Annotated in this window: 23 protein-coding genes; 11 read left to right on the top strand and 12 right to left on the bottom strand. The window is 71.7% G+C overall.

Features of this window, described 5'->3' with window-relative positions:
- Positions 1–107: 107 nt before the first annotated feature.
- From dnaG to WMF17_RS23160, 7 genes are all read right to left on the bottom strand, one after another.
- Positions 108–2,057 (bottom strand): DNA primase, encoded by a 1,950-nt coding sequence (gene dnaG / locus WMF17_RS23190; RefSeq protein WP_437643280.1) that lies wholly within the window; start codon positions 2,055–2,057, stop codon positions 108–110.
- A 199-nt stretch (positions 2,058–2,256) separates the two neighbouring features.
- Positions 2,257–2,814 (bottom strand): ATP synthase F1 subunit epsilon, encoded by a 558-nt coding sequence (gene atpC / locus WMF17_RS23185; RefSeq protein ID WP_437595249.1) that lies wholly within the window; start codon positions 2,812–2,814, stop codon positions 2,257–2,259.
- A 7-nt stretch (positions 2,815–2,821) separates the two neighbouring features.
- Positions 2,822–4,246 (bottom strand): F0F1 ATP synthase subunit beta, encoded by a 1,425-nt coding sequence (atpD, locus tag WMF17_RS23180; protein WP_437595248.1) that lies wholly within the window; start codon positions 4,244–4,246, stop codon positions 2,822–2,824.
- Positions 4,247–4,461: 215 nt separating this feature from the next.
- On the bottom strand, positions 4,462–5,292 hold the full coding sequence (gene rsmA / locus WMF17_RS23175; protein WP_437595247.1) for a 16S rRNA (adenine(1518)-N(6)/adenine(1519)-N(6))-dimethyltransferase RsmA: 831 nt from the start codon (positions 5,290–5,292) through the stop codon (positions 4,462–4,464).
- 9 nt (positions 5,293–5,301) lie between these two features.
- On the bottom strand, positions 5,302–6,978 hold the full coding sequence (locus tag WMF17_RS23170) for a DUF58 domain-containing protein (protein ID WP_437595246.1): 1,677 nt from the start codon (positions 6,976–6,978) through the stop codon (positions 5,302–5,304).
- A gap of 7 nt (positions 6,979–6,985) precedes the next feature.
- Positions 6,986–7,963 carry an AAA family ATPase gene (locus WMF17_RS23165; RefSeq protein ID WP_437595245.1) on the bottom strand — a complete coding sequence of 326 codons (978 nt, stop codon included), beginning with the start codon at positions 7,961–7,963 and terminating at the stop codon, positions 6,986–6,988.
- A complete protein-coding gene (locus WMF17_RS23160) occupies positions 7,960–9,417 on the bottom strand; it encodes a DUF4350 domain-containing protein (RefSeq protein ID WP_437595244.1) in 1,458 nt (485 codons plus the stop codon). Before WMF17_RS23160 ends, WMF17_RS23165 begins: the two co-directional genes overlap by 4 nt.
- Positions 9,418–9,629: 212 nt before the next feature.
- On the opposite strand from WMF17_RS23160, the gene WMF17_RS23155 reads away from it, so the two are divergent.
- The 10 genes from WMF17_RS23155 (at position 9,630) to WMF17_RS23110 (ending at position 16,864) form a co-directional block, all read left to right on the top strand.
- Positions 9,630–9,812, top strand: a complete 183-nt coding sequence (locus WMF17_RS23155; RefSeq protein ID WP_437475505.1) for a hypothetical protein — start codon at positions 9,630–9,632, stop codon at positions 9,810–9,812.
- A 470-nt stretch (positions 9,813–10,282) separates the two neighbouring features.
- Positions 10,283–10,549, top strand: coding sequence for a 30S ribosomal protein S16 (rpsP, locus tag WMF17_RS23150; RefSeq protein WP_012237071.1), 267 nt, complete (start codon positions 10,283–10,285; stop codon positions 10,547–10,549).
- Position 10,550: 1 nt separating this feature from the next.
- Positions 10,551–10,802, top strand: coding sequence for a KH domain-containing protein (locus WMF17_RS23145; protein ID WP_437572994.1), 252 nt, complete (start codon positions 10,551–10,553; stop codon positions 10,800–10,802).
- Positions 10,803–10,814: 12 nt separating this feature from the next.
- Positions 10,815–11,327 (top strand): ribosome maturation factor RimM, encoded by a 513-nt coding sequence (gene rimM, locus WMF17_RS23140; protein ID WP_437595243.1) that lies wholly within the window; start codon positions 10,815–10,817, stop codon positions 11,325–11,327.
- A gap of 40 nt (positions 11,328–11,367) precedes the next feature.
- Complete coding sequence (gene trmD, locus WMF17_RS23135) at positions 11,368–12,159, top strand: tRNA (guanosine(37)-N1)-methyltransferase TrmD (protein ID WP_437595242.1); 792 nt, start codon at positions 11,368–11,370, stop codon at positions 12,157–12,159.
- A complete protein-coding gene (locus tag WMF17_RS23130; protein WP_437595241.1) occupies positions 12,156–12,731 on the top strand; it encodes an RNA methyltransferase in 576 nt (191 codons plus the stop codon). Before trmD ends, WMF17_RS23130 begins: the two co-directional genes overlap by 4 nt.
- Before the next feature lie 70 nt (positions 12,732–12,801).
- Complete coding sequence (queG, locus tag WMF17_RS23125) at positions 12,802–13,983, top strand: tRNA epoxyqueuosine(34) reductase QueG (protein WP_437643278.1); 1,182 nt, start codon at positions 12,802–12,804, stop codon at positions 13,981–13,983.
- A 72-nt stretch (positions 13,984–14,055) separates the two neighbouring features.
- Positions 14,056–15,003, top strand: coding sequence for a lysophospholipid acyltransferase family protein (locus WMF17_RS23120; protein WP_437595239.1), 948 nt, complete (start codon positions 14,056–14,058; stop codon positions 15,001–15,003).
- Between the two features lie 89 nt (positions 15,004–15,092).
- Positions 15,093–15,818, top strand: coding sequence for a DUF72 domain-containing protein (locus WMF17_RS23115; protein WP_437595238.1), 726 nt, complete (start codon positions 15,093–15,095; stop codon positions 15,816–15,818).
- Positions 15,815–16,864 carry a hypothetical protein gene (locus WMF17_RS23110; protein ID WP_437595237.1) on the top strand — a complete coding sequence of 350 codons (1,050 nt, stop codon included), beginning with the start codon at positions 15,815–15,817 and terminating at the stop codon, positions 16,862–16,864. Before WMF17_RS23115 ends, WMF17_RS23110 begins: the two co-directional genes overlap by 4 nt.
- Positions 16,865–17,137: 273 nt before the next feature.
- Here the strand turns inward: WMF17_RS23110 and rpmB are convergent, their stop codons facing one another.
- The 3 genes from rpmB to WMF17_RS23095 form a co-directional block, all read right to left on the bottom strand.
- Positions 17,138–17,362, bottom strand: a complete 225-nt coding sequence (gene rpmB, locus WMF17_RS23105) for a 50S ribosomal protein L28 (RefSeq protein ID WP_020737334.1) — start codon at positions 17,360–17,362, stop codon at positions 17,138–17,140.
- 209 nt (positions 17,363–17,571) lie between these two features.
- Positions 17,572–18,648 (bottom strand): hypothetical protein, encoded by a 1,077-nt coding sequence (locus WMF17_RS23100; protein WP_437643276.1) that lies wholly within the window; start codon positions 18,646–18,648, stop codon positions 17,572–17,574.
- Between the two features lie 13 nt (positions 18,649–18,661).
- Positions 18,662–19,519 carry an N-formylglutamate amidohydrolase gene (locus WMF17_RS23095; RefSeq protein ID WP_437604297.1) on the bottom strand — a complete coding sequence of 286 codons (858 nt, stop codon included), beginning with the start codon at positions 19,517–19,519 and terminating at the stop codon, positions 18,662–18,664.
- 160 nt (positions 19,520–19,679) lie between these two features.
- Here WMF17_RS23095 and xerD point away from each other — a divergent pair, with 160 nt between their 5' ends.
- On the top strand, positions 19,680–20,570 hold the full coding sequence (gene xerD / locus WMF17_RS23090) for a site-specific tyrosine recombinase XerD (RefSeq protein ID WP_437595235.1): 891 nt from the start codon (positions 19,680–19,682) through the stop codon (positions 20,568–20,570).
- 15 nt (positions 20,571–20,585) lie between these two features.
- Here xerD and WMF17_RS23085 read toward each other — a convergent pair whose 3' ends face one another.
- Together WMF17_RS23085 and WMF17_RS23080 are read right to left on the bottom strand one after the other, a co-directional pair.
- Positions 20,586–22,433 (bottom strand): serine/threonine protein kinase, encoded by a 1,848-nt coding sequence (locus WMF17_RS23085; RefSeq protein ID WP_437595234.1) that lies wholly within the window; start codon positions 22,431–22,433, stop codon positions 20,586–20,588.
- A 4-nt stretch (positions 22,434–22,437) separates the two neighbouring features.
- A complete protein-coding gene (locus tag WMF17_RS23080; protein ID WP_437595233.1) occupies positions 22,438–23,082 on the bottom strand; it encodes a hypothetical protein in 645 nt (214 codons plus the stop codon).
- Positions 23,083–23,208 lie beyond the last annotated feature (126 nt).

Raw genomic sequence — 23,208 nt, 5'->3', positions numbered from 1 at the left:
TCCACTTACGGCGACCAGCTCGCCGCGACCGACAAGACACCAAATGATTCCGACAAACCCTAGGGATCCGCACGTCGGGTCGCCACGTAGGGGCGACACGGAACGCATCAAGGAAGACCGAGCCCCCCCGCTCTCCGCTGGAATAGCTCACGCAACAAAGCGTTTTCAGCATCGGCATCGACCGCGCTCTTCTGGAGCTGGCTCATGACGGCCGCCTTCTGTCGCGCCAGGGCCTGCCTGCTCAACTTTTGTGAGTTCTCCAAGAGCGTCGCCTTGGCCGTTGAGGCCGCTTCGAAGACAGGCGAGACCAGCCGTCCAGCCGCGAATGAATGGATCGGAGCCGGGACTTGCGCAAGAAATTCGCCGGCGGCAAGACCCATTTCAAATGTGAAATTTTGACGCACTGTGGCAATTGCCAGGGCGACCTCGCCTTCGAGGCATTCCAGCGCGGTCTGCACCTCATCGTCGGCCATGAGCTCGGGAAAATCGAGGATCGCGCCAAGGATCTCGAGGCTGACCTCCGGGACCTGCGCGCGTGAGCGCGCGTGCTCCCACGTCTCGGTCGTCTGTCCGGAGGGGGTCACCTCGCGGCTGGGCTGGTTCCGCGGCCGGGAAAGGGACTCCTCGACGACGCGCTCGAGCTGCCGGAGGTCGTCGGGTGAGCGACCGCCGATGACGAGCTTCGAGGAGACACGATCGGCGTAGAGCTTCGCCATCATCCTGAGGTTCGGATCGTCCTCGTCGGCCAGCAACGCGGCCACGGCGCGTACGCGAGCGAGCTGCTCGGGCAGCGACGAGCCGCCGAAGCTGTCGCCGTCGAGCGCCTCGTCGATGACGTGCTCGAGCAGGCCGCGCGCGCCCTTCAGGATGCGCGCGACCGCCTCCGGGCCGTGCTCGCGAGCGAGATCGTCGGGATCGACGCCGGCCGGCAGCACGGCGACGCGCGCGCTGAGCCCCGCCTCGCGGCACGGGGAGCGCGCCGCGCGCGTGGCCTTCTTGCCGGCCGCGTCGCCGTCGAAGAGCAGGATGACCACGGGCGCGAAGCGCTTGATGAGCTTCGCCTGTGCCGGCGTGAACGCGGTCCCGAGCGGAGCGACCGCGTGGCCGATGCCGCGCGCGTGGAGCGCGACGACGTCGAAGTTGCCCTCCACGAGGACCCCCTCGCCGCGCTGCCGGATCGCCTGGCGCGCCTGGTAGAGCCCGAAGAGGTGCTCTCCCTTCGTGTAGATCGGCGACTCGGGGCTGTTGATGTACTTGGCCGGCGCGCCGTCGGTCTGCGGCGCAGGGCCGGTGAGGCTGAGCGACGAGAGCTCCGCGGGGCTCGGATCGGGCAACGCGCGCCCGCTGAACGCGATCACCCGGCCCATCACGTCGGTCACGGCGAACATGAGCCGGTGGCGGAAGCGGTCGTAATGGCCGCTCCCCGAGGAGCGCGGCACGAGGAGCCCGACGCGCTCCGCGAGGACCGGGGAGATGCCTTGCTGCCGCAGGTAGGTCGCGAGCGCGTCCCAGCCGAACGGGGCGTAGCCGATCCGGAACGCCTGGAGGGCATCGGAGATCGGGTCGACGCCGCCATCGCCGTCGCGGAGCGGCAGCCCGCGTCGCACGAGCTCCTCGTGGGCGTAGCGCGCGAGCGGATGGGGGCCGCTGCCCGGGCCACCGCGGAGGCTGTGCTCGAAGAACGTCGCGGCGAGGTGGTTGACGGCGTAGAGGTCGTCCTTCGACTTGCGCGCCGCCTGCGCCTCGCGCCGCTCGGCGTCGGTCAGCGACTCCGCCACCTCGATGCCGGCGCGCTCGGCGAGCGCGCGCACCGCCTCGGCGAACGTCCGGCCCTCGAGCTTCATCACGAAGTCGATGGCGCTGCCGGTCTCCTTGCAGCCGAAGCAGTGATAGAACCCGCGGTTCGCGTTCACGTGGAAGCTGGGCGTCTTCTCCTTGTGAAAGGGGCAGAGCCCGACGAAGGAGAGCCCGCGGCGCGTGAGGCGCACGCTTTCGCCGATGAGCGCTACGAGATCCGTGCGCTCTTTCACGAGCGCGATCGTCTCCGGAGTGATCATGGGCTGCCTTGGTGGCCCCGTGCGCGCGGGGCCCGCAGAACATCACGGGTGGACCCAGACAGCGTGGCGCCGTTTGCGCCAGCGCCTTGGCGGTGCGGGTAGCTCGCGAGGCGGGAGATCCCCAAGACCCTCGCGGCCTGTGTGGAGAACAGTGTCCTGTGCGGCGGCCGCGCGCGCAAGGCGGTAGCCGCCAGGTACGTCACTTCGGATCGGGGAACGGAGAGCCGGGTCTCTTGTGGTCCGTGAGGCTCTCGTCGGGCTGGGAGGCCTCGACCATCTCCTCGATCGACGGCGCCTCGGCGTGGTCGGCGAGGAACCGCGTATCCTCGCGAACCATCGGAGGAGGCGGATCGCCGATGAGCTCGAGCTCGGTGGCGAGCCACTGCTCCTCTTCGATGAGCTCGCGGCGACGCGGATCAGTCAGGTCGCCTTGCCAGTGGTCGAGCTCTGCATCGACCTCCTTGAGCCGGAGGCGCACCCGCACGACGTCGACATCATCCTTCTTGGCGAAGCGCTCGGTGAGCAGCAGCGCCGTATCGCTGACGACCTCGACGAATCCGTGATGAACGGCCAGGCGGTGCTCCTGGCCGTTCTGGTGGTACGTCACGAGGCCGGTCCGGAGGGCGGCGAGCAGAGGCAGGTGACCCGGGAGCACACCGAACTCGCCGGCGACGCTCGGCGCGGTCACGTCCGTGACCTGCTCGCGCAGCGCGACGCCGGTGGGCGTCACGATTTCGAGGAGGATTGTATCGGCCATGGCCGCGTCAGGCCGCCTTCCTCGACGCTCGAGCCTTCACCTCGTCGATATTGCCTACCATGTAGAAATCCTGCTCCGCGATGTGGTCGAGCTTTCCGTCCAGGATCTCCTCGAAGCCCGAGATCGTGTCCTTGAGCGAGACGAGCTTGCCCTCGAGCCCGGTGAACTGGGCCGCGACGAAGAACGGCTGCGACAGGAACTTCTGCATCTTGCGGGCGCGCGACACGACGAGCTTGTCGTCCTCGCTGAGCTCGTCCATCCCGAGGATGGCGATGATGTCCTGGAGATCCTTGTAGCGCTGGAGCGTTTGCTGCACGCGCCGCGCGACGGAGTAGTGCTTCTCGCCGACGATCTGGGGATCGAGCATCGTCGAGTTCGAGTCGAGCGGATCGACGGCCGGATAGATGCCGAGCTCCGAGATCGCGCGCGAGAGAACGGTGGTCGCGTCGAGGTGGGCGAAGGCCGTGGCCGGCGCCGGATCGGTCAGGTCGTCGGCGGGGACGTAGATCGCCTGCACGCTGGTCACGGAGCCCTTCGTCGTCGAGGTGATGCGCTCCTGGAAGGCGCCCATCTCCGTCGAGAGGGTCGGCTGGTAACCGACGGCGCTCGGAATACGCCCGAGGAGCGCGCTCACCTCGGAGCCCGCCTGGGTGAACCGGAAGATGTTGTCGACGAACAGGAGCACGTCCTGGCCCTCCTCGTCACGGAAGTGCTCGGCGACGGCGAGCGCCGAGAGCGCGACGCGGGCGCGAGCGCCCGGCGGCTCGTTCATCTGGCCGTAGATGAGCGCAGCCTTCGAGATGACAGGGCTGCCGTCCGCGAGCTTCGACTCGCTCATCTCGAGGAAGAGGTCGTTGCCCTCGCGCGTCCGCTCACCGACGCCGGCGAAGACGGACACGCCGCCGTGCGCCTTCGCGACGTTGTTGATGAGCTCCAGGATGAGCACCGTCTTGCCGACGCCGGCGCCGCCGAAGAGGCCGATCTTGCCGCCCTTGCGGTAGGGGGCGATCAGGTCGATGACCTTGATGCCCGTCTCGAAGACCTCGACCTTGGTCGACTGCTCGATGAACGGGGGCGGCTCCCTGTGGATCGGCGACAGCTTCTTGGCATGCACGGGGCCGGCGTCATCGATCGGTACGCCGACGACGTTCAGGATCCGGCCGAGGCACTCGTTGCCGACCGGGACCATGATGGGCTTGCCCGTGTCGCGGACTTCCATCCCGCGCACGAGGCCGTCGGTGGAGTCCATCGCGATGGTGCGCACCGTCGACTCGCCGAGGTGCTGGGCGACCTCGAGCACGAGGTTGTCGGGCTCGGCCGAGATGCTCGGGTTGCTCAGCTTGAGCGCGTTCAGAATCTTGGGTAGCTGGCCGGACGGAAAATCGACGTCGACGACCGGTCCGATGACCTGGGTGATCTTTCCAACAACCATGGAGCGGGAGTCCTCCTCGTACGAGCTTTGACGAGTCGCGCGGCCCACTAGCATGGACCTGCGCGTCCGACTAGTGGCTGCGCGCCAGAAATCCTGCCGCGCTTCGTGCCGACGCTTCGTGGTGGGGGGGACGGCCTCAGGCCCTGGGTTCTCATGCGGGGTCCCGTGCCTCGCGCCCCTCTCCTCGGGGAGGGAACGCCCGTGTGCGGCTGCGGTCAGCGATCTCGGAGGGCGGCGATCCGCGCGAACGCCTCGACGCTGAGCGTCTCGCCGCGCGCGTCGAGCGAGATGCCGGCGTCCTTCGCGTGGCGCTCGAGCTCCTGGGACGACCAGCCGTAGAGGTTCTTCCAGGCGTTCCGGAGCGTCTTGCGGCGGGCCGAGAAGGCGGCGCGCACGGCGGCGCGGAAGGCGTCCGTCTCCTCGGCGCGCCGCGGGCGCGACGGCGTCAGGACGACGACGGCGGAGTTGACCTCCGGCCTCGGGTAGAACGCGCCGGCGCGCGCGATCAGGAGGCGGCGCACGTCGAACGCGGCCTGCGCGAAGACCGAGAGCGCGCCGTAGTCGCCGCTGCCCGGGGCGGCGACGAGGCGCTCCGCCACCTCCAGCTGCACCATGAACACCGCGCGATCGATCTGGTCCGCGATGGTGGTGGCCTGCTCGAGGAGCCGGCCGGTGAGCTGGTACGGGAGGTTGCCGGCCACCGTGTGCGGGCGCGCGTGACCGGAGAGCGACGCGACCCAGTCGACCTGCGCGGCGTCGGCCTCGAGCAACGTCAACCGGCCGCCCTCGATCGGGTCGGCGAGCTGCTCGCGGAGGATCGGGACGAGGTCGCGATCACGCTCGATCGCGACGACGTGCGCGGCGCGAGCGAGGAGCGGCCGCGTGAGCGCGCCGAGCCCCGCCCCGATCTCGAGCACCGCGCCACCTGGCGGCGTCGTGGCTGCCTCGGCGATCCGGCGCGCCGCCTCGACGTCGACGAGGAAATTCTGTCCGAACCCCTTCTTCGGGGAGAGGCCGCGTGCGCGCAAGAGCTCTGCGATGGACATCCCTCGACCTCAGGTCTGCGGTGGGGGCGCCCCTTCGTGGGGCGCTGCAGCGGCTGCGCTCGGCGCGGCCGCGGGCGTGGAGCGAAGCCGCGCGACGCGCACGCCGACCTTGCGGAGCACCGCCTCGCGGCGGGTCTGCGCCACCCGCGCGCGGATGAGCACGGCCTCGGCCGCGATGGGCGCGAGCTCCTGGAACGCCTTGTCTGCCGGCGTGGGGCTCCTCTGCTGCTCGTCCCCGTCGCTCTCCAGCGGTCGCGGCGCCTCCCAGGGAGGAGCGAGCCCCGGCTCGAGATCGGGGAGCGTCCACATCACGTGGATCGCCTTCCGCGAGAGCCGTCGCACCGCCTCCGAGAGCCGGCTCAGCTGCGCGTCGGCGGGCGGCGGCGCCAGGACGTAGACCATGCTCGCGCGCGGCTTGCTGCGCGCGATGTGCGTGAGCGACTCCGCGACGGTCACGGTGGGATCGCGTCGATCCAGCTCGGACCGCGCGGGCGATTCGATGCCGTAGCTCGCGAGGTAGCGGCGCAGCGTGCGCTCGCGCTGCGAGCGCCCGAGCGGCGCCGGCGCCGAGAACGGCGCACGGGCGCGCATCGACTCGGCGCGGGCGGCCAGCCGGTCGAGGTCGCCGCGGCGCAGGTCATCGAGGCCTCGCGCGTCGAGCGGCCTGAGGTGCTCGAGGACGCGCGCAGCGACGTCCGCCTCGTCGAGCTCGCTCCGATCCGCGTCGTACGTGCCGCACCCGACGGTGAGCGCATGCGCGATCTTCTGGCCGTGCCCAGGGCCGTGGTCGGGCGTGATCGTCACGCGAGGGCCGGGCGCCAGGAGGATGAGCCCGACGCGATCGCCGCGCCCGAGGTGCCTCGTGGCGACGGCCGAGGCCTCGTCGATCATGAGATCGAGCGGAGCGCGGCCGAGCGGGCCCGCCCAGAGCTCCACGGCCGCGTCGACGAGGATCCAGACCACATCCCGCTCCTCGCGCTCGAACTCCCGCACGAGCAGCGTGCCGCGGCGCGCGCTCGCCTTCCACGCGATCTTCCGGAAGGGATCCCCCGGCTGGTGCTCTCGCAGCTCGCGCAGGTCGTCGCCTTCGCCGCGCACGCGCCCGGGCTTGCCGGAGGCCGCGAGCAGGTGGCTGCGCCCGCCGCGCGGCTGCGTGAGGTACGCCATGAAGGGCCGCGGGAGGACCTCGATCCCGTACGGGTTCGCGAAGGTCAGGGGCACCTCGAAGAGGCCCGGGGCGCCGTGCACCTCGAGCGCGAGCCCGTGCAGCCCGTGCTGGCCGACGCGCGGCGTGCGCACGACGACCTTCACCTTGAGCCGCCCCGAGGCGGAGACCTCTCCTCGGCTCGGCTCGATGCGCACGTCGAGCTGCGACGAGGCGATCGCGCGCAGCTTCACGTAGCGGGCCGCGAGCGTGTCGCGGTTCCGCACCTCGGCCTCGATCTCCACGGTGCCTCCGCGCGCGGACCGGAGGACACGCCGCGAGCCGCTCCAGAGCATCTCGAACCCGGCCGCGCGGATGCGCGCCACCGACACAAGCGTCACGCCGCGGGCGAGCGCGATCGCGACCAGGATCGCCCCGCCCCAGCCGACGATCGCCGGCTCGCGCGCGATGAGCCCTGCGCCCATGACCGCGACGCCGGCGATGGCCAGGTGGGCGGCGGTGCGCGTGGGATAGAGCTGCATGGGGGATCTACGCCGGCCGCGCCGCGCGCCGGTAACCCACGCGCTGCACCGCCTCGTCGATGATCGCGTCGCGCGCCTTCGGATCCACGTCGGCCTCGGGCACGAGCACCAGGCGGTGCGCGAGCGCCGCGGGCGCCATGCCGCGCACGTCGTCCGGGGTCACGAACGGGCGCCCGCCGATCACCGCCGCCGCCTTGGCCGCCTGGAGCAGCGCGAGCGTGGCGCGCGGCGATGCGCCGAGCAGCACGCGAGGGTGCGTCCGCGTGAACCCCGTGAGGTTCACCGCGTAGTCGTACAGGTCCTCCTCGACGTGGATCCGTCGCGCGACGCCCTGCAGCATGAGGAGGTCCTGGACGGCGAGCGTCGCGCGCGCCCGCGGCGGCTCGACGTTGTGCGCGCGGAGCATCGCCACCTCGTCCTTGTGCTGCGGGTAGCCGATGCTCACGCGGATGAGGAACCTGTCGATCTGCGCCTCCGGCAGCGGGTAGGTCCCCTCGAGATCGATCGGGTTCTGCGTCGCCAGCACCATGAAGGGCGACGGCAGCTCGAAGCGATCGCCCTCGATCGTCACCTGCCGCTCCTGCATGGCCTCGAGGAGCGCCGACTGGGTCTTCGCCGGGGCGCGGTTGATCTCGTCAGCGAGCACGAGGTTCGCGAAGATCGGGCCGGGGCGCAGCGTGAAGGTCCCCTCCTTGGGCGACAGGACGTACGTCCCCGTGATGTCGGCGGGCAGGAGGTCGGGCGTGAACTGGATCCGCCGGACGGACGCGCCCAGCGCCGCCGCGAACGCCTTGACCAGCGTGGTCTTCGCGACGCCGGGCACGCCTTCCAGCAGCACGTGCCCCTGCGCGAGCAGGGCGGTGAGCATCAGATCGATCGCGCGCGGCGATCCGATGTAAACGCGCGTGATCTCCCGCCGGACCGCCTCGATCCGCTCCCTGGCAGCGGAGATTTCGTCGACGGCGACGGCCTGAACCTGGTTCATCGAGCGCCTTTGTCAGAGGGTGGTGTTGCGAGCTTCGCTTCCGCCGGTGAGGGCCGCGCCTCCGGGGACGCCGTCGAAGGGTCGGCAGGCGCGCCGGGGTGAGGCCCCCGCGGTGGCCTCCGGCCGTCGGCGCCGCAGGCGGCGAGGACGCTCCGCACGACGCCGGCGGCGTGCAGGAGCGCGGGCCTGGACACGCTCGCCGGCTTGCCGGCGACGACGGACGCTTCGACTCGGTACATGGTGCCCAGAACCTCCTTGAAAGCCGAGAGGGCTCGCTCGTCAAGAGATCCCTCTCGGGCCACGAGCCGCGCGACCGTCTCCTGCGCCGGGTTGGCCTCGAGACCGAAGCGCACGGACAGGGCCTCGAAGAGCGCGCTCTTCAGCTCGAGGAACGCGAGCCCGCGCGGGGACGAGGGGGCGGCGAGGACGGCGAAGCGCCCGGCGGCGCCCCCCTGCGCGACGAGCGGCGTGGGACGGGCGTATCGAGGGAGCGGGCCTCGGTAGGGCTTCGCCGAGGCGCGCGCGGTCCAGATCGCGAGGGCGAGGCCGGCGAGGGCGGCGAGGGCGAGGAGGGCGCCGCCGGGGAGCCCGTCGCGGCGGGCGTCCTCGACGGCGTTCGCGAGCGCCTTGAGCTGCGCGTCGAAGTCCTTGCGGAGCGACGTCTCGCCGCCGAACGAGCTCTCTTCGTCGAACCGGTTCGCGACGATGTAGAGGCGGCCTCGGCGCGGCTCCGCGCCATCCTCGTCGACCAGGTAGCGGGTCAGGCCCGAGGCGAAGGCGCGGTTGCCCGGGTACCGGAGCATCATGTTCATCAGCGCCGACGGGTCGCCCATCGCGAAGAGCCGGCCCTTGCCGACCTGCCCGGCGACGGCGACGATCACGTCCGGCTCGCTGACGGCGCGGATCCGCAGCACGGGCGAGAGGTTCGGGTGCCGGAGGCCGGTCGCGTGGTTCGTGACGAGCCGCTCGACGTGGCTGACGACGGGGTGCCGACCGATGGAGTTGCCCCCGACGGCGTCGGCGACGGGCTCCGCGATGGCGAGGGCGGGGCGGTTCCGGAGCGCGGCGAGCGGCCGGGCTGGCGTCGGGACGCGCTCGATCTGGAACCGCCGGAGCGTGTCGTCGCCGCGGCCGAAATCGTCGACGATGGCGAGCCGCCCGCCGGCCTTCATGAACGAGGTCGTCTCGTCAGCGTCGAGCGCCTGCTGCGGATGGAGCACGAGGATGCCGTCCTCCGGGCCGACCTGGCTCCAGTCGAGCACAGCGACGGGGTGGACCCTGGCGACGCCGAGCTCCGCGCGCGCGATCTCGAGAAACTCCGAGCACCCCTCCCAGCTCGTGTCGTTCACGTCGAAGGCAGCGCTCGCTGTTCGGGCGGGCGCGAGCAGCGCCATCAGGGCGATCAGCGCGATCAGCGCGATCCGGAGGGAGCAGGATGTGGCCCGCCGGCGCACCGACAGACGCCGATGATCCCTGTGAAATTCGAAGGATGCGTGCGCAAGCCACGCGCCGTGCCGCGTCATGAGCGCCGCGAACATACCACTGTCAGCCCGAGCGATAACCTTGACCCGCCATCTCACATTGCTAGATTCGCTTTGTAAGAGCGGGGTGCTTTCTCGCAGGCCTCGTTCGACCAACTCGGCCGAGCACTCTACGGGGTTAGTCGATGCTTCCTCCGTTCATCATCGAGCAAATACGGCAGCGCGAAGAAGAGAAGGATCGGTCAAGAAGCGAAGAAATTCGACCGCGCCTCGAGCTGCCGATCGAACGCTACCCCGCTCCTCGTCGTCTTCCCGATACGGAAGAGGACGATCCCAACCGGGGCGTCATCATCCTCGACCTGGGCTAAAACCACGTGTAGCACGCCCCCTTCGCGGTCCCCGTGGAAACGCGAGACGCCGCCCCGGCGGCAAAGTCCGCGGGACGTCCCCGACACCCTCCACGCTCTCCCCGTAAATCCCGAAAAACGGGCACACTGGCATCCTTCGATGCGCGCGCATGGGACTCCGTTTCTTGCCTGAAGCGAGCTCGTCTTCTTGCCTGAAGTTGCCTGAAGCGAGCTCGTCCGGTCAGTCTGCTGCGTCCGCGCTCCCAGTCCTTGGGTCGCCGTGCGCGGCAGGGCGCCGAGCGGCGTGGGCCGAAAAATTGTCCTTGGTCGAGATGACCACGTTCGTGCGGGGTTGACCGGAGGTGGGAACTTCGCCTAGGTTGCGCCCCCACTTCTGGCGCCGAGCACTGAACAAGCTACGCTCCGGCGCTTCAGAGCAGACCGTGCGCAACGTGAGCACGGGCTCTTCCATATCGATCGAGGTTCTACAGATGGCCGTTCATATTCGCCTCGCCCGCGCGGGCACCAAGAAGACGCCCTTCTACCGCATCGTCGTCGCCGACCAGCGCAGCCCGCGCGGCGGCCGGTTCATCGAGCGGTTGGGCACGTACGACCCGCGCAGGACCGAGATCCGCCTCGATGTGCCCCGCGTGAGGCACTGGATCTCGAACGGCGCCCAGCCGACGCACACGGTGGCGCTGCTCCTGAAGCACCCTGGGCTCGCCCAGGCAGCCGCTCCGGCGGACGCCGCGAAGTAGCATGGTCTCCTCGACGTCTCCGCTGGTCGATCTCGTGGCGCTCGTCGCCCGCGCGCTCGTCGACCAGCCGGACCGGGTCGTCGTTCGCGAGGTGGCGGGCGACCGCTTCCCCCGGATCGAGCTGACGGTCGCGCGCGAGGACATCGGCAAGGTGATCGGCAAGGACGGGCGCACCGCGCAGTCGATCAGGACACTGCTGAGCGCCGCTGCGAGCAAGTCGGGGCGGCGCGCACACCTCGACATCCTCGACTGAGGCGGACCCAACGTGGAGCGACGCTACGTCCCCGTCGCGGAGATCGCCCGGCCGCATGGCGTCCAGGGGGAGCTCCGGCTTCGTATCTACAACGAATCATCCGACCTGCTCCTCGCGCGGCCTCCGATCAGGCTGCGCCTCCCCGATGGCGCCGAGCGGGACGCGAAGATCGTCGCGGCGCGCCCCACCGACAAGGCGCTGCTCGTGCGGCTCGCTGGGATCGACGGTCGGGACGCGGCCGAGGCCCTGCGCGGCGCGGCGGTGTGCGTGCCGCGGGACGCGTTCGCGCCGCTCTCCGAGGGCGAGTTCTACGCGTGCGACATCGAGGGGGCGCGCGTGATGACCCCAGAGGGCGACCTGCTCGGGCACGTGAGGTCGCTCCAGTCGTACCCGACCTGCGACGTGCTGGTCGTTGAGCGGCGCGGCGCAGATTCGATCGAGATCCCGTTGACCGAGAGCTTCGTCGGCAGCGTGGACGTGGAGCAGCAGATCGTCCAGCTGGTGACGCTGGAAGGCCTCGTCTGAGCCGCCGTCCGGCGCGAGGCGGCCCGCCGCGGCAAGTTCGATGCGCATCGATGTAGTCACCCTGTTTCCCGAGCTCTTCGAGGGATTTCTGGCGATCGGCATGGTCGGGCGCGGGCTCGCTTCGGGCGCGTTCGCGGTCCGGACGCGCAGTCCGCGCGAGTTCGGCCTCGGCCGGCACCGGAGCGTGGATGACACGCCCTACGGCGGCGGTTCGGGCATGGTGATGCGCGTCGACTGCATCGTCCGCTGCCTGGAGGCGCTCGACGAGGCCGCCGTCGAGGGCGAGCCGGCGGGCGCGCCTTCCGGAGAGGCGACGGCGCCCTCGGGCCCTGCGCAGCGCGCGCACCGGGTGCTGCTCACGCCGCAGGGGCAGCCTTTCCGCCAGGAGAAGGCCATCGAGCTCGCGGCGCGCCCTGCCGTCGCGCTCGTGTGCGGCCGGTACGAGGGGTTCGACGAGCGGGTGCGCGCGTTCGTCGACGAGGAGATCTCGCTCGGCGACTTCGTGATGACGGGCGGCGAGGTGGCGGCGATGGCGGTGATCGATGCGTGCGTGCGCTTGCTCCCAGGGGTGCTGGGCAACGCGGGGTCGGCGGAGCACGAGTCGCATAGCCCCGCGCTGTCCGGGCTCCTGGAGTACCCGCAGTACACGCGCCCCGTGGAGTTCCGCGGACACAAGGTGCCCGAGGTGCTGCAGCAGGGGAACCACGCGGTGATCGCTCGCTGGCGACGGGCGCAGGCAGAGCAGCGCACGGCCGAGCGCCGGCCCGACCTCTGGTGCAAGACGCGCGGAGGACAGCCTCCGCCGGACGAGGGCGGCGAGGTGCGACGATGAGACTCGCGCTCGCGCTCGTCCACTACCCGGTGCTCGACCGCTCCGGCGAGACGGTGACCACCGCGATCACGAACCTCGATCTGCACGACATGGCGCGGAGCGCGCGCACGTACGGGGCCGAGCGGCTGTTCGTCGTGCACCCGGTGGCCGCACAGCGCGCGCTGGCAGAGCGGATCAGGGAGCACTGGGTGCTCGGCTCCGGCAAGCGCCGGATCCCCGATCGCGCCGTCGCGCTCGATGTGCTGAGCGTGGTCTCGAGCCTGGACGACGTGTATGGCGCGCTGAGCAGCGCCGGGCGCCCCGGCGTCGAGGTCTGGACGACGGCGGCGGCCTCGCGAGGGCTCCAGGTGACGAGCTATGCAGCGACCCGCGCGCGCCTCGCGCAGGCGAGCCGCCCGGTGCTGATCCTGTTCGGCACAGGCTGGGGGCTCGCGCCAGAGATCATCGACGACGCCGATCTCCGGATCGAGCCCATCCGGGCGGCCGCGACCACCGGCTACAACCACCTGAGCGTGCGCGCGGCGTGCGCGATCACGCTCGATCGGCTGCTCGGCGACTGGCACGCCGGGTGAGCCCTCGCGGTGCGCGGCGGCCGAGCGTGACGCCAGCGCCGCCGTCCGCCCCGCGGTCCATCCTACGGCCATGAGCAAGCGCGAGGCCCACCGTCCCGCAGACGAGACGAGCTCGGAGCGACCGACGCACGATCGGCTGGTGCGCGAGCAGGCGTTCGCGCTCGGGTTCGACGTCGTCGGCGTCGCGCGCGCGGACGAGCCGCTCGGGGTCGAGCACGCGCGGTACCTCGAGTTCATCGAGCGGGGCATGCACGGGGAGATGGGCTACCTCGCGGAGTACGCGGAGCAGCGGCGCCGGGTGGACACCGGCGCGATCCTCGAGGGGGCGCGCTCGGTCGTGTGCGTCGGCCGCAGGTATGCCCGGCCCAAGGACAGCGAGGGGCGCGACCCTTCGCTCGCGCAGATCATCGCGCGGTACGCGCGCGGCCAGGACTATCACAACCACCTGAAGCGCCGGCTGCGGCGGCTCGCGTCGTTCATCCGGTCGCTCGCGCCGTCCGTCCTCGCGCGGCCGCTCTGCGACGTCGAGCCGGTGATGGAGCGCGTCTGGGCGGTGCGCGCCGGCCTCGGCTTCGTCGGCAAGAACGGGCTGCTCATCACGCCGGGGCAGGGGAGCTACCAGCTGCTCGGCGAGGTGGTGACCACGCTGCCGCTCGTCCCCGACGTGCCCATCGCAGAGCGCTGCGGCTCGTGCACGCGCTGCCTCGACGCGTGCCCAACGCAGGCGTTCGATGCGCCCTTCGTGCTCGATCCGCGGCGCTGCGTCGCGTACCTGACGATCGAGCAGCGAAGCGCGCCCGCCGAGGAGCTGCGGCCCGGCATGGGAGAGCACCTCTTCGGCTGCGACGTGTGCCAGGAGGTCTGCCCGTTCAACAGGACCGCGCCGCCGCCCCTCGATCGCACCGCGCCGTTCCATCCGCTCGCACGATGGGAGGCGCGCGACGTCGACGATCTCACGTCGCTGGATGACCAAGAGTTCGACGCGCTGACCGTCGGGACGCCGGTGCGGCGCGCGCGGCGCGGCGGGCTCGCCAGAAACGCGACCATCGTCGCTGCGAACCGGCTCGCGCGCGGGGCGGAAGGCGAGGCCGCGGCGAGCGCGAAGCGCGCGCTCGCCGCGGCGCTCACCCACGACGACCCCTCCGTGCGCGCCGTCGCCGCGTGGGGCATGCGCCGCGCGGGCTGCGGTGAGTCGACGCGCCCCGACGCGGCGGAGCCTGCCGGGTCGCTCGAGGATCCCGGTGCAGGTTGAGGCGCAGAGGGCGTCGAGGTCGATCGTAGCGCCGAGGCGCGGCGGTGCTCGGGCGCCCTTCGCGGGCGGCCGATGATCCGCTACGGTGTTCGCCGGCAAGACGCCGCGCGCACGAGCAAGAACGTGGATCTCCCCCCCAGGCTCCGAGCGCTCCTCGACGATCTGCGCCGGCACGACTCCGTCCTCTGGCGGCGTGCGGTCGACGCCGGGGTGACCTACGGCCCAGATCTCCTCGTCCGGCACAGCCCCGCGCTGTTCGGGCTCGTCTGCGGGGCCGTGCTGCCGGAGCACCGGCGGGCCGTGCGCAGGAACCTGCGGCTGGCGCTCGGCGAGCGGGGGGCGCTCGACGAGTACCGCGACGTCGCCCGGGTGTTCATCAACTTCGCCAGCTGCCTCACCGACGCGTTCATCGCGGGCAGCAGCCGGTCCGAGCGGCTCACCGGCCTGTGCGTGAACGACGAGCACTTCACGAGCGCGTTCCGGCGCGGCCGCGGCGTGATCGTCGTCACGGCGCACACCGGCGGATGGCAGGCCGCGGCGCCGCTGCTGCGCTCGGTGCACGCGGCCGACGTGCTGATCGTGATGCAGCGCGAGCGCGACAGCCGGGCGCAGGCCATCCAGGACGGCGCGCGCGATCGGGTCGGCGTGCGGATGCAGCACGTGGATGACGATCCGCTCGCGGTGCTCCCGCTGCTCGCGCACCTGCGGCGGCAAGGCGTCGTGGCCATCCAGATCGATCGCCTCCCGTCCGGGATGCGCGGGCGCGATGTCGAGCTCTTCGGGATGCCCTGGCGCGTCCCGGAGGGGCCGCTCCAGCTCGCCGCGGTGAGCGGCGCGCCGATCGTCCCGGTGTTCACCCGGCGGACCGGCTTCATGGAGTACGAGATCTGCATCGCGCCGCCCATCTCGCTGCCCAGGAGGCCAGGACCGTCCGAGCTCGACGTCGCGGCGCGGCAGATCACGGCGGAGATGGAGCGCTTTCTGCGGGAGAACCCGACGCAGTGGTTCCACTTCGAATAAATCAAGGACTTTGAGCCTCAAATGAGAAATCACGCCGCGGTCGGCCACGCGCTGCATCGGCGCGCAACCTGGGTTAAGAGTCCGCGCTGATGGCCCGCCTCCTCGTCGGACTGCCCTCGCTCAAGGGGGATATCCAGAAGTACAAAGATCGCTTCGATCTGGTCGAGCTCCGTCCGCTCGATACGTCGCTGCCCCGCGCGACCACGCTGCGCAAGTGGCGCAAAGCGGTGCCGCCGGGCTTCGTCTTCAGCGTGGTGCTGCCGCGCGTGGTCGGCGAGCTCGTGGCCGGGGACGAGCTCGACGAAGCGCTGTCGACCTCGCTCGAGGTGGCGTCCGTGCTCGAGGCCCGGTGCGTCGTGCTCCAGACGCCGCCGTCGCTCCGCCCGACGGCGAGCAACCGCAAGAAGCTCGCGGCGCTCTTCGAGCGTCTGCCCGCCGAAGGGGTCGTGCGCTGCTGGGAGCCCTCCGGGATCTGGGAGCGCGACGACATCGTGGCGACCGCGCGCGCCGCGAAGGTCCTCCCGGTGCTCGACGTCGCGCGCGACGCGCCGCCGCCCGGGCCGATCGTCTACACACGGCTGCGCGCGCTCGGAAAGTCGTCGTCGATGGGAGCGGCCGCGCTCGAGCGCGTCGCCGATCGCCTGCGCGGACGGCGTGAGGTGTTCCTGGTCGTCGAGGGCGACCGCGCGCCGCAGATCAAGTCCCAGCTCGCGGCGTCGCTCGCGCGCAAGCCCGATCGCTCAACAGCTTCCGCCGTGGTAAGGCCTACCATGCCTATGCCGAACACCCTCGTCGCCGAGGACGAGGAGCAGTGATCCGCGGCGCGGCGGCTACGGCGAGTGATGCGTTCGCGGCTTCGGCCGCTCGGGCCGCGCTCGAGTCGTCCGGCAGCGCGATCGATGCGATCATCGCCGGCTTCTTCGCCGCAGCTGGCGAGCAGCCCGACGTGCTGCTCGCGCCTGCCGTCGCGCTTGCGGCAGGCGTCGGCGTGGGCGCGCGGGCCTTCGATGGACGGGCGATCCAGCCCGGGCGCGGCGCGCCGCGCCCGCGCGGGTTCGTCGACGGGCAAAGCGTGCCGGAGGCCGCGCGCGTCGCGGTTCCGCGCTCGCTCGGGATGCTGGTCCTGCTGCACGGCTACCTCGGGCGCGCGCGCCTCCGGGAGCTGGTTCGGGCCGGCGTGGCCGCAGCCGAGCGCGCGGGCGCGAGCGGGCGCGCCGAGCTGCTCCGCGAGGTCGGCTCGCTCGGCGCGATAGCGCTCCGGGCGCGCGACGTGGAGCGGGCGCTGCTGGCCGTGGGCGGGCCGGTCGCCGGTGGGACCCTGACCGCCGAAGACCTGGCCGAGGCGGTCCCGGCCGAGGTGGAGGCCGCGTCGACCACGATCGCGGAGGGCGCGACAGCGCTCCAGGCGCCGTGGCCGGTCGGGGACCTGGTGCGACCCGCGGATGCGATCGTCGCCTGCGACGGATGGGGTACCGTGGCGGCGCTGGCTTACGCGCGCACCGACGATGGGATCACCGTGCCCGAGCTCGACATCGTGCTGGGGCGCGACGCCGTCCCGGTGCGCCGCGGAATCACGCGCCTCGCCCCAGGCACGCCCCTGCCGGCGGCGGCGCCGATCGCGATCCTCCAGCGCAGCGCCTTCGCGGCCGCGATCGCGGTGACCGGCAGGTCCAAGCTCGACGTGACCGCCCTCGGCGCGCTCCTCCGCGGCAACGCGCTCGAGGCGGCCCTCCACGACGTCCGCACGCAGCTGAGCGCCGCCGGCGCCCTCGCCGTCCTGCGCGACGACCGCGACGCGCGCGCGGCCAGCCTCGCGGCCGGATTCATGGCAGGGGTACGGACACCGCCAGCAGAGGGCTGAGGCGACGCCGGCGCAGGCTGACCGAGCGATCGGCCGAAGCCGACGCAGGGGAGCCGAGCGATCGGCCGGACCGAAGCGGCCGCCATACCTCCGGCGGATGCGTCAGCGCGGAGGCCATGACGGTGGTCTAGACGTGATCAAACCGCCAGAGCGCCAAGGACACCACGAAGAGGACCTCTCGGTTCTCCTGGTGCCCTTGGCGTCCTGGCGGTTTTCTCGTCCGGGTCGCTATCGCTGGCTCGCTGCTCCAGACGCGACCGAGCGCCGCTCCAGCTAGAGCGTGACGCCGTAGCGCTTCGCGTAGGCAACGACGCCGATCTTGTCGATCGTGCGGATGTCACGCGTCGTGAGGTTGAGCTTCACGAAGCGGTTGAGCTCGGGGACCCAGACGCGCCGGGTCTGGATGTTCACGAGCTGCCAGCGCTTCGTCTTGATGTTGGAGTGGGAGACATTCTGCGCCAGAAGCTTCCGCTTCCCAGTGATGTCGCTCTTCGCCATGACGTCCTCGGTTGGAAGGGGACCGGACTCGGTACCCGATCCTGTATCGAACAAGCTGGCCGGGCGCACGCCCTGCGCGGGGGAGCAGGGGGGCTCGGGAGCGCGGGAAAGTGAAGGAAGCCGGGGGACATGTCAAGCGTCCACCGGGGGTACTTCGCCGCAATGCACCGGAAATCGCCCGCGGAGGGGGCGGTGGACCGCCCGCGGAGCTAGGTCAGCCACTCGCCGCCCGAGGGCGGCCGCCGGTCCCGGCCCTCCTTGTCGTTCTCGGGGCGGTGTAGATCGATACGCCGGGCGTCGGCGGCAAGACGCCAGGCCAGGATCTGGAACAGGCCAAGGCTCGTGATCGCAGACGTCGCGGCGAACGCCAGGCCTGCGGAGAGCACGCTGACGAGATCCCGCGGCGAGAAGGCGCTGAGCTGGGCGAGCCTGCCGACGACAAGGTCGGCCGTGAAGGCGAGCACCACCGCGACCGCAAGGAACGAACCGGCGCCCGTCGTCTCCGACCCCATGAAGCCGGTGAGGCTCGACAGCACCGCCAGGATCACCATCAGGGCGCCGAGCTGGCCCAGGTGCGGGTCGAGCAAGGCGAGCTGCGCGATGGCATGCCCGAACGAGGGGAGCGCGACAAGGAACGCGACGACGAGCAGCCACCGGGCGCCGGTGTACGCCCTGTAGCGGGACCGGAAGACGAGCGCCGCCGGCAGCGCTATCGCCGCCCCAGCCCGGGCAGCGCCCCACCCGACCGCGGGACCGGAGCTCTGGAGGCCGATGACGGTCGCGATCGTCCCCAGAACCACCATGGCGACGGCGCGCTGCCTGTAGCTCACCGACGTGAGCGCGGTGAACAGCGTGACGATGCCCAGAACGAACGCAGGCGGCCCCGCGACAACGCCGTCCGGGCGGAGCCCCGCGACCGACAGGCCACCGAACAGAAGGAAGCTCACGCCCACCACGGCGCACCAGACCCGCGCCGCGTCCTGCGCCGGACGCATCGGCGCCAGGTCCTCCATGAGCGCCTCGGACGCGAGCAGCGGCTTGGTGACATGCTCGCGCGCGCTCGGCGGCGTCTCCTCGAGCGAGATGGCTGGGCTCGACCCGGAGAGCCGCTCGACCGGCGTGGCGCCGGGCGGCGCCGCCGAAGGCCCTGCCGGGGGCGGTTCGGCCGGGCTGTCACCGGCCGCGGCGCCCTCCGCCTGGGCTGGAGCTGCCTTGTCCCGTTCGGCGATCGCGCGACGGCTCGCTGGCGGGCGGTCGCGGTTCGCCTCTCCGTAAGGCTTTTCCATTGCTGGAGCTGGATCAGATCTCACGGACGTCGATGGGGTTGCTGCGGAGCTGACCAAGCAGCTCGGCCGAGGTGAGCCGCGCGACCAGGGTGCGCCCGAAGTCTCGCACGGTAGTGAATCCTTGCCCATCCATGGCGAGGGATTGCTCGTCCATGTACAGCCGGCGTGCAATCTCGATCTGCACGGCGTGGACGGCACGGCGCGGTTGGCCGTAGTGCGCGGTACTGAACCCCCCCTTGTAGGGGTCGTCATGACGCACGGAGAAGCGGCAGGCGCGCGCGTGCTGATCGACCGCGTCGATCACCGCGCTCGCGGCGGTCGTCCGTCCGCGCGTGCCGGGGACGATGTCGGCTCGGCCGACCGCGCCCTCGGCATGGCCGCGGCGGCTCTGGCTCGGCATCGAGTGGGCGCAGAGGAGGATCGCGAAGCCAAAGCGCTCGCGCTTGCGGGCGAGGATCTCGCTGAGGGTACGGTGGTAGGGGCGATAGAAGCGGTCGAGCCGGCGCTCGAGCTCCCGCCTCGGAAGTCGAGCGACAAGGATGGGCTCGCCGTCCGTTGTCACGCGCCAGATGAGCCCCCTCGGGAACGGCGCCCGACCGCCGCCCTCGACCGCATCGCCGTCGCAGTCGGACTCGCTGCGGTTGAGATCGACGACCAGCCGGCTCATCCGCGAGAACAGGAGGGTCGCTCCCTCGGCCGGAGCGTCCTGGAAGAGCGCGTCCACGTAGAGATCGGCGTCGCGCCCGATGCTGCGCGCAGGCGCGATGGTCCAGGACAGCGACTCGGGATCCATGTGGACACCCGCGTGCGGTACTTCGACGAGGACCGGGCTTTCCGCTCCGCGGGGCTCGACGACCTCGAAGGCTGACACCACGAGGCCCACTGTGACGCATTCCGCGTCCGGCTGGAACCAGGACGGGGAGGTTCCTGACCGGAAGGAAGGACGACGTGGTGCCGTCCGGGGCGTCCTGTGGGCACCTGCTCCGCCCGGCTTTCTGGCGTCCGTGGCCGGTTCCGCAGTAGCGTTGGCCGTGGACCTCGCGACCTGGGTGGACGCATACCTGGATCACCTCCGCGTCGAGCGGGCTCTGGCGCCCCTGACGCTCGAGGCGTACGGGCACGATCTCGCCAAGCTCGTCGCCCATGCCGAGGCGACCGGGATCTCGACCGTCGACGGCATCGACCAGGCGCTGCTCGGCACCTACCTGGTCGCGCTCGGTCAGGCGGGTATCAGCGCGAGCTCGGCGGCTCGCCACCTCTCTGCGGTCCGCGGGTTCATGCGCTTCCTGCTCCGTGAGCGCTGCATCGAGCGGGATCCATGCGCGCTGATCGAGCGACCCAGGGTCGGGCGGCGGCTGCCCAAGGTGCTCTCGTTCGACGAGATCGCGCTCCTCATCGAGGCGCCCGAGCAGGGGACCTTCAAGGGGCTGCGCGATCGCGCGATGCTCCACGTGATGTACGCAGCCGGCCTGCGCGTCAGCGAGGTGGTGCGCCTCAAGGTCGCCGACATCGAGCGGCGCAAGGGGATCGTGACGGCGCTCGGCAAGGGCGGGAAGCGGCGGCTCGTGCCGCTCGGCGAGCCGGCGCTCGCGGCCATCGACACCTACCTGGAGGCGCGCGCCACGCACCCGCGCAGCGCAGCGACGCAGGTGCTGTTCCTGTCCCCCCGCGGCGGGCCGCTCACCCGGCAGGCGGTGTGGAAGCTCCTCGGGGGATACGCGCGCGCCGTGGGGATCGGCAAGCCGAGCTCGCCGCACAAGCTCCGCCACTCCTTTGCAACGCACCTGCTCGAGGGGGGCGCGGATCTCCGGAGCGTCCAGGCGCTCCTCGGCCACGCGAACGTGGTGACGACCGAGATCTACACGCACCTCGCCGACGATCATGTGCGCGCCGCGTACCGACGGGCGCACCCTCGCGCGTGAGCGCGCGGACCGCGGCTACTTGCAGCGCTTGAGGAACTTACCGCAAGGCTTGTTCGTGGCTTGCCCCGCGGGCTGAGCCGGCGCCGGGGGGATCTCGGTGAGCTGGAACTCCTGCACGAGCGGCGTGCCAGCCTTGACGACGATGCTCATGCTCCGCGGGAAGTAGCCGGTGCGCTTGACGCTGACCTTGTGCACTCCCGGCTTGAGATCGAGCTCGACCTCAGGGGCTCGGGTCGCCTTGCCATCGACGGTGATCTCCTCGCACGCGACGGGCTTGCAGGAGATCTTCACGAGCGCGTCGGTCTTCGCGCCCGCGTCGGTCGAGGCGCCTGCGTCGATCGGGGTCGCGGTGGCCGGGGCTCCGGCATCGGCCGCCTGCGCGCTCGCGATCGGCTCGGGCAGCGCGGGCGCGGCCGTCGGCACGGGGGCCATGGAGGACGCCGTTGTCGACGCGGCGGGGCTCGGCTGCGGCTCTTCCCTGCGATCCATGACGTACCACGCGGCGGCCGTGCCCCCGACGAGCAGCACCGCAGCGATGCCCACCGTCAGGGAAGCCGCCTTGCCCCAGGGCGACCGCGGCGCGCTGACCGCGGTCAGCATCGCGCCGGCGCTCCGAGGGGATGCGGCAGCGGCGCTCTGGGCCGAAGGCGACGGCGCCTGCCCGAGGTTCGCGTCAGCGAAAGGGGGCGGCGGCTGCGGTGAAGATGACAGGGCCGCCGAGGGTGGAAACGGCGCGGGGGGCGGCGGCGGCGATGGTGAAAAAGGCGAGGGGGCCAGCTGCGTCGATGCCGGAAAAGGCGAGAGGGCCAGCTGCGTCGATGCCGGAAAAGGCGAGGAGGCCAGCTGCGTCGATGGTGAAAAAGGCGAAGGGGCCAGCTGCGTCGCGTCGGCCGCCGGCAGAGGCGCGGGCGCGCTCGCCGCGGGGACGGCGTGGGCCGGCGGCACGGGCGCGGGCGCTTCGTTCGCCGAGGGGGACAGGGCGAGCGTCGAGCCCACCTCGATCGCCGCGGCCGAGAAGCCGCTGAGCATGGCCGCGAGCTCGCTCGCCGAGCGGAAACGATCGCGCGGATCGTGCGCCAGCGCGCGCGCGAAGGCGGCGTCCAGCACGGGGCTCACCGGAACGCCGAGCTCCGCGGCGCGCGCCGACGCGGACAGGCGCGGCGCCATGAGCTCGCGCTGCCAGGCCGGCACGTCCACCTGACCCTGGCAGGATCGCCAGTACGAGCGGCCGGTGAGCGCGAAGAAGGCGACCAGCGCCGCCGAGAAGATGTCGGCGGCGGCGCCCGCCGGGGCGCCCGCCTGCAGCTGCTCGGGCGCGAGCCACGGGGCGGAGAGGACGTAGCCCTCCGACGTCGGCAGCATGCTCCGCGCGACGGACGGCCCGAAATCGGTGACCTTCACGCTGCCCGGAGCGCTCGGGTCGATGAACAGGTTCGTCGGCTTGATGCCGTGGTGGGGCACCTCGCGCGCGTGCGCCGCGTCGAGCACCGCCGCGAGCGAGCGGAGCATCGCCCCGACCTCCTCGAAGCTCATGGGCCGGCGCTGCGCGAGCTCCGCGAGCGACGGGACGTGGATCATGTCCGTCACCGTGAAGGGCGCGGCCGTCCCCGGGTCGTAGCCGGCCTCGAGAATGTGCGCGACGAGCTCGTGCGGCAGCCTGTTCGTCTCGGCCACGTACCGCTGCAGGTGCTGCATCGCGTCCGGCCGCTGTCCGATGGCCGGCGCGTACAGCTTGAGGGCGACGTCGCGCGCCTGCGCCGTCACCGCGCGGAAGGTGGCCGTCGCGCCCCCGTAGCCGAGGAGCGAGCGGACGGAGAACCTCCCCGCGACGACGCTGCCCGGCGCGACGTTCGGTGCCGTCACGAGATCACTCCTCCGCGACCGAGATCGACTCGATCGACTGCAGGATGGTCGCGTCGGCGCCGGAGTTGTCGTCGTCGGGCACGAAGCCGAGCCCGATCACGATCTCCCCGTCCGTGCCGGCGTCGGCGAAGATCAGCAGCGGGCCCTTCCTGGTCCCGCGCACGGCGCCCTCCCTCTGCCACAGGCCGATCTTCCTTCCGGCGATCTCCTTGACGTCGTCGGGCTTCTTCCAGCTCACCTTCTTCTTGGGCAGCGTGACGTTGATCTCGCGCGCCAGCGCGTCGAGCGCGGCGTCGCGCTTCTCGGCCGTCTGCTTGCCCTCGCCCGTATCGACCTGCGCCGTCGCGAGGGCAGGGCCCTCGTCCGCGGCCTGCGCGATCGTGGCGCTCTCTGCCTGGGCGTAGGTCCAGCCCTTCGCGGGCGTGAGCACGAGCGAGCTCCCGGCGATCTTCGCCCGGGTCGACTCATCTGCCTGGCACTGCTCGTCGAGCGCCTTGCAGGGCTTCGGGGCAGGAGGGGCCGGCGGCTCGGGCGCCGCGGTCACGACCGGCGCCGGCGTTACGGGTTGCGGTGGAGGCGGCGAGCTGCACGCCGTGGCGAGCGCCGCCGCAGCGCTCAGCGCCAGGGTGGGCCATCGTCGGAAGATCATTGCGCACGAGCGTTGCAGGACCGGCCCCGGGACGGCAAGTAAAGAGCGATCCCGGCGGGGCAGCTTGCGCCGCGGGACGCGGCCGGCGCCCCTGGAACGGCGAGCGCGCCGGGGGGCTGCCCCGGG

The sequence above is a fragment of the Sorangium sp. So ce362 genome (assembly GCF_051519845.1).
Classification (GTDB): Bacteria; Myxococcota_A; Polyangia; order Polyangiales; family Polyangiaceae; genus Sorangium.
This window is presented reverse-complemented; position numbering and strand designations above follow the sequence as displayed.

Coding starts and splice junctions, on each gene's coding strand:
- dnaG (WP_437643280.1), bottom strand. CDS start 2,057: ATGATCACTCCGGAGACGATCGCGCTCGTGAAAGAGCGCACGGATCTC.
- atpC (WP_437595249.1), bottom strand. CDS start 2,814: ATGGCCGATACAATCCTCCTCGAAATCGTGACGCCCACCGGCGTCGCG.
- atpD (WP_437595248.1), bottom strand. CDS start 4,246: ATGGTTGTTGGAAAGATCACCCAGGTCATCGGACCGGTCGTCGACGTC.
- rsmA (WP_437595247.1), bottom strand. CDS start 5,292: ATGTCCATCGCAGAGCTCTTGCGCGCACGCGGCCTCTCCCCGAAGAAG.
- WMF17_RS23170 (WP_437595246.1), bottom strand. CDS start 6,978: ATGCAGCTCTATCCCACGCGCACCGCCGCCCACCTGGCCATCGCCGGC.
- WMF17_RS23165 (WP_437595245.1), bottom strand. CDS start 7,963: ATGAACCAGGTTCAGGCCGTCGCCGTCGACGAAATCTCCGCTGCCAGG.
- WMF17_RS23155 (WP_437475505.1), top strand. CDS start 9,630: ATGCTTCCTCCGTTCATCATCGAGCAAATACGGCAGCGCGAAGAAGAG.
- rpsP (WP_012237071.1), top strand. CDS start 10,283: ATGGCCGTTCATATTCGCCTCGCCCGCGCGGGCACCAAGAAGACGCCC.
- WMF17_RS23145 (WP_437572994.1), top strand. CDS start 10,551: ATGGTCTCCTCGACGTCTCCGCTGGTCGATCTCGTGGCGCTCGTCGCC.
- trmD (WP_437595242.1), top strand. CDS start 11,368: ATGCGCATCGATGTAGTCACCCTGTTTCCCGAGCTCTTCGAGGGATTT.
- WMF17_RS23130 (WP_437595241.1), top strand. CDS start 12,156: ATGAGACTCGCGCTCGCGCTCGTCCACTACCCGGTGCTCGACCGCTCC.
- queG (WP_437643278.1), top strand. CDS start 12,802: ATGAGCAAGCGCGAGGCCCACCGTCCCGCAGACGAGACGAGCTCGGAG.
- WMF17_RS23120 (WP_437595239.1), top strand. CDS start 14,056: ATGATCCGCTACGGTGTTCGCCGGCAAGACGCCGCGCGCACGAGCAAG.
- WMF17_RS23115 (WP_437595238.1), top strand. CDS start 15,093: ATGGCCCGCCTCCTCGTCGGACTGCCCTCGCTCAAGGGGGATATCCAG.
- rpmB (WP_020737334.1), bottom strand. CDS start 17,362: ATGGCGAAGAGCGACATCACTGGGAAGCGGAAGCTTCTGGCGCAGAAT.
- WMF17_RS23100 (WP_437643276.1), bottom strand. CDS start 18,648: ATGGAAAAGCCTTACGGAGAGGCGAACCGCGACCGCCCGCCAGCGAGC.
- WMF17_RS23080 (WP_437595233.1), bottom strand. CDS start 23,082: ATGATCTTCCGACGATGGCCCACCCTGGCGCTGAGCGCTGCGGCGGCG.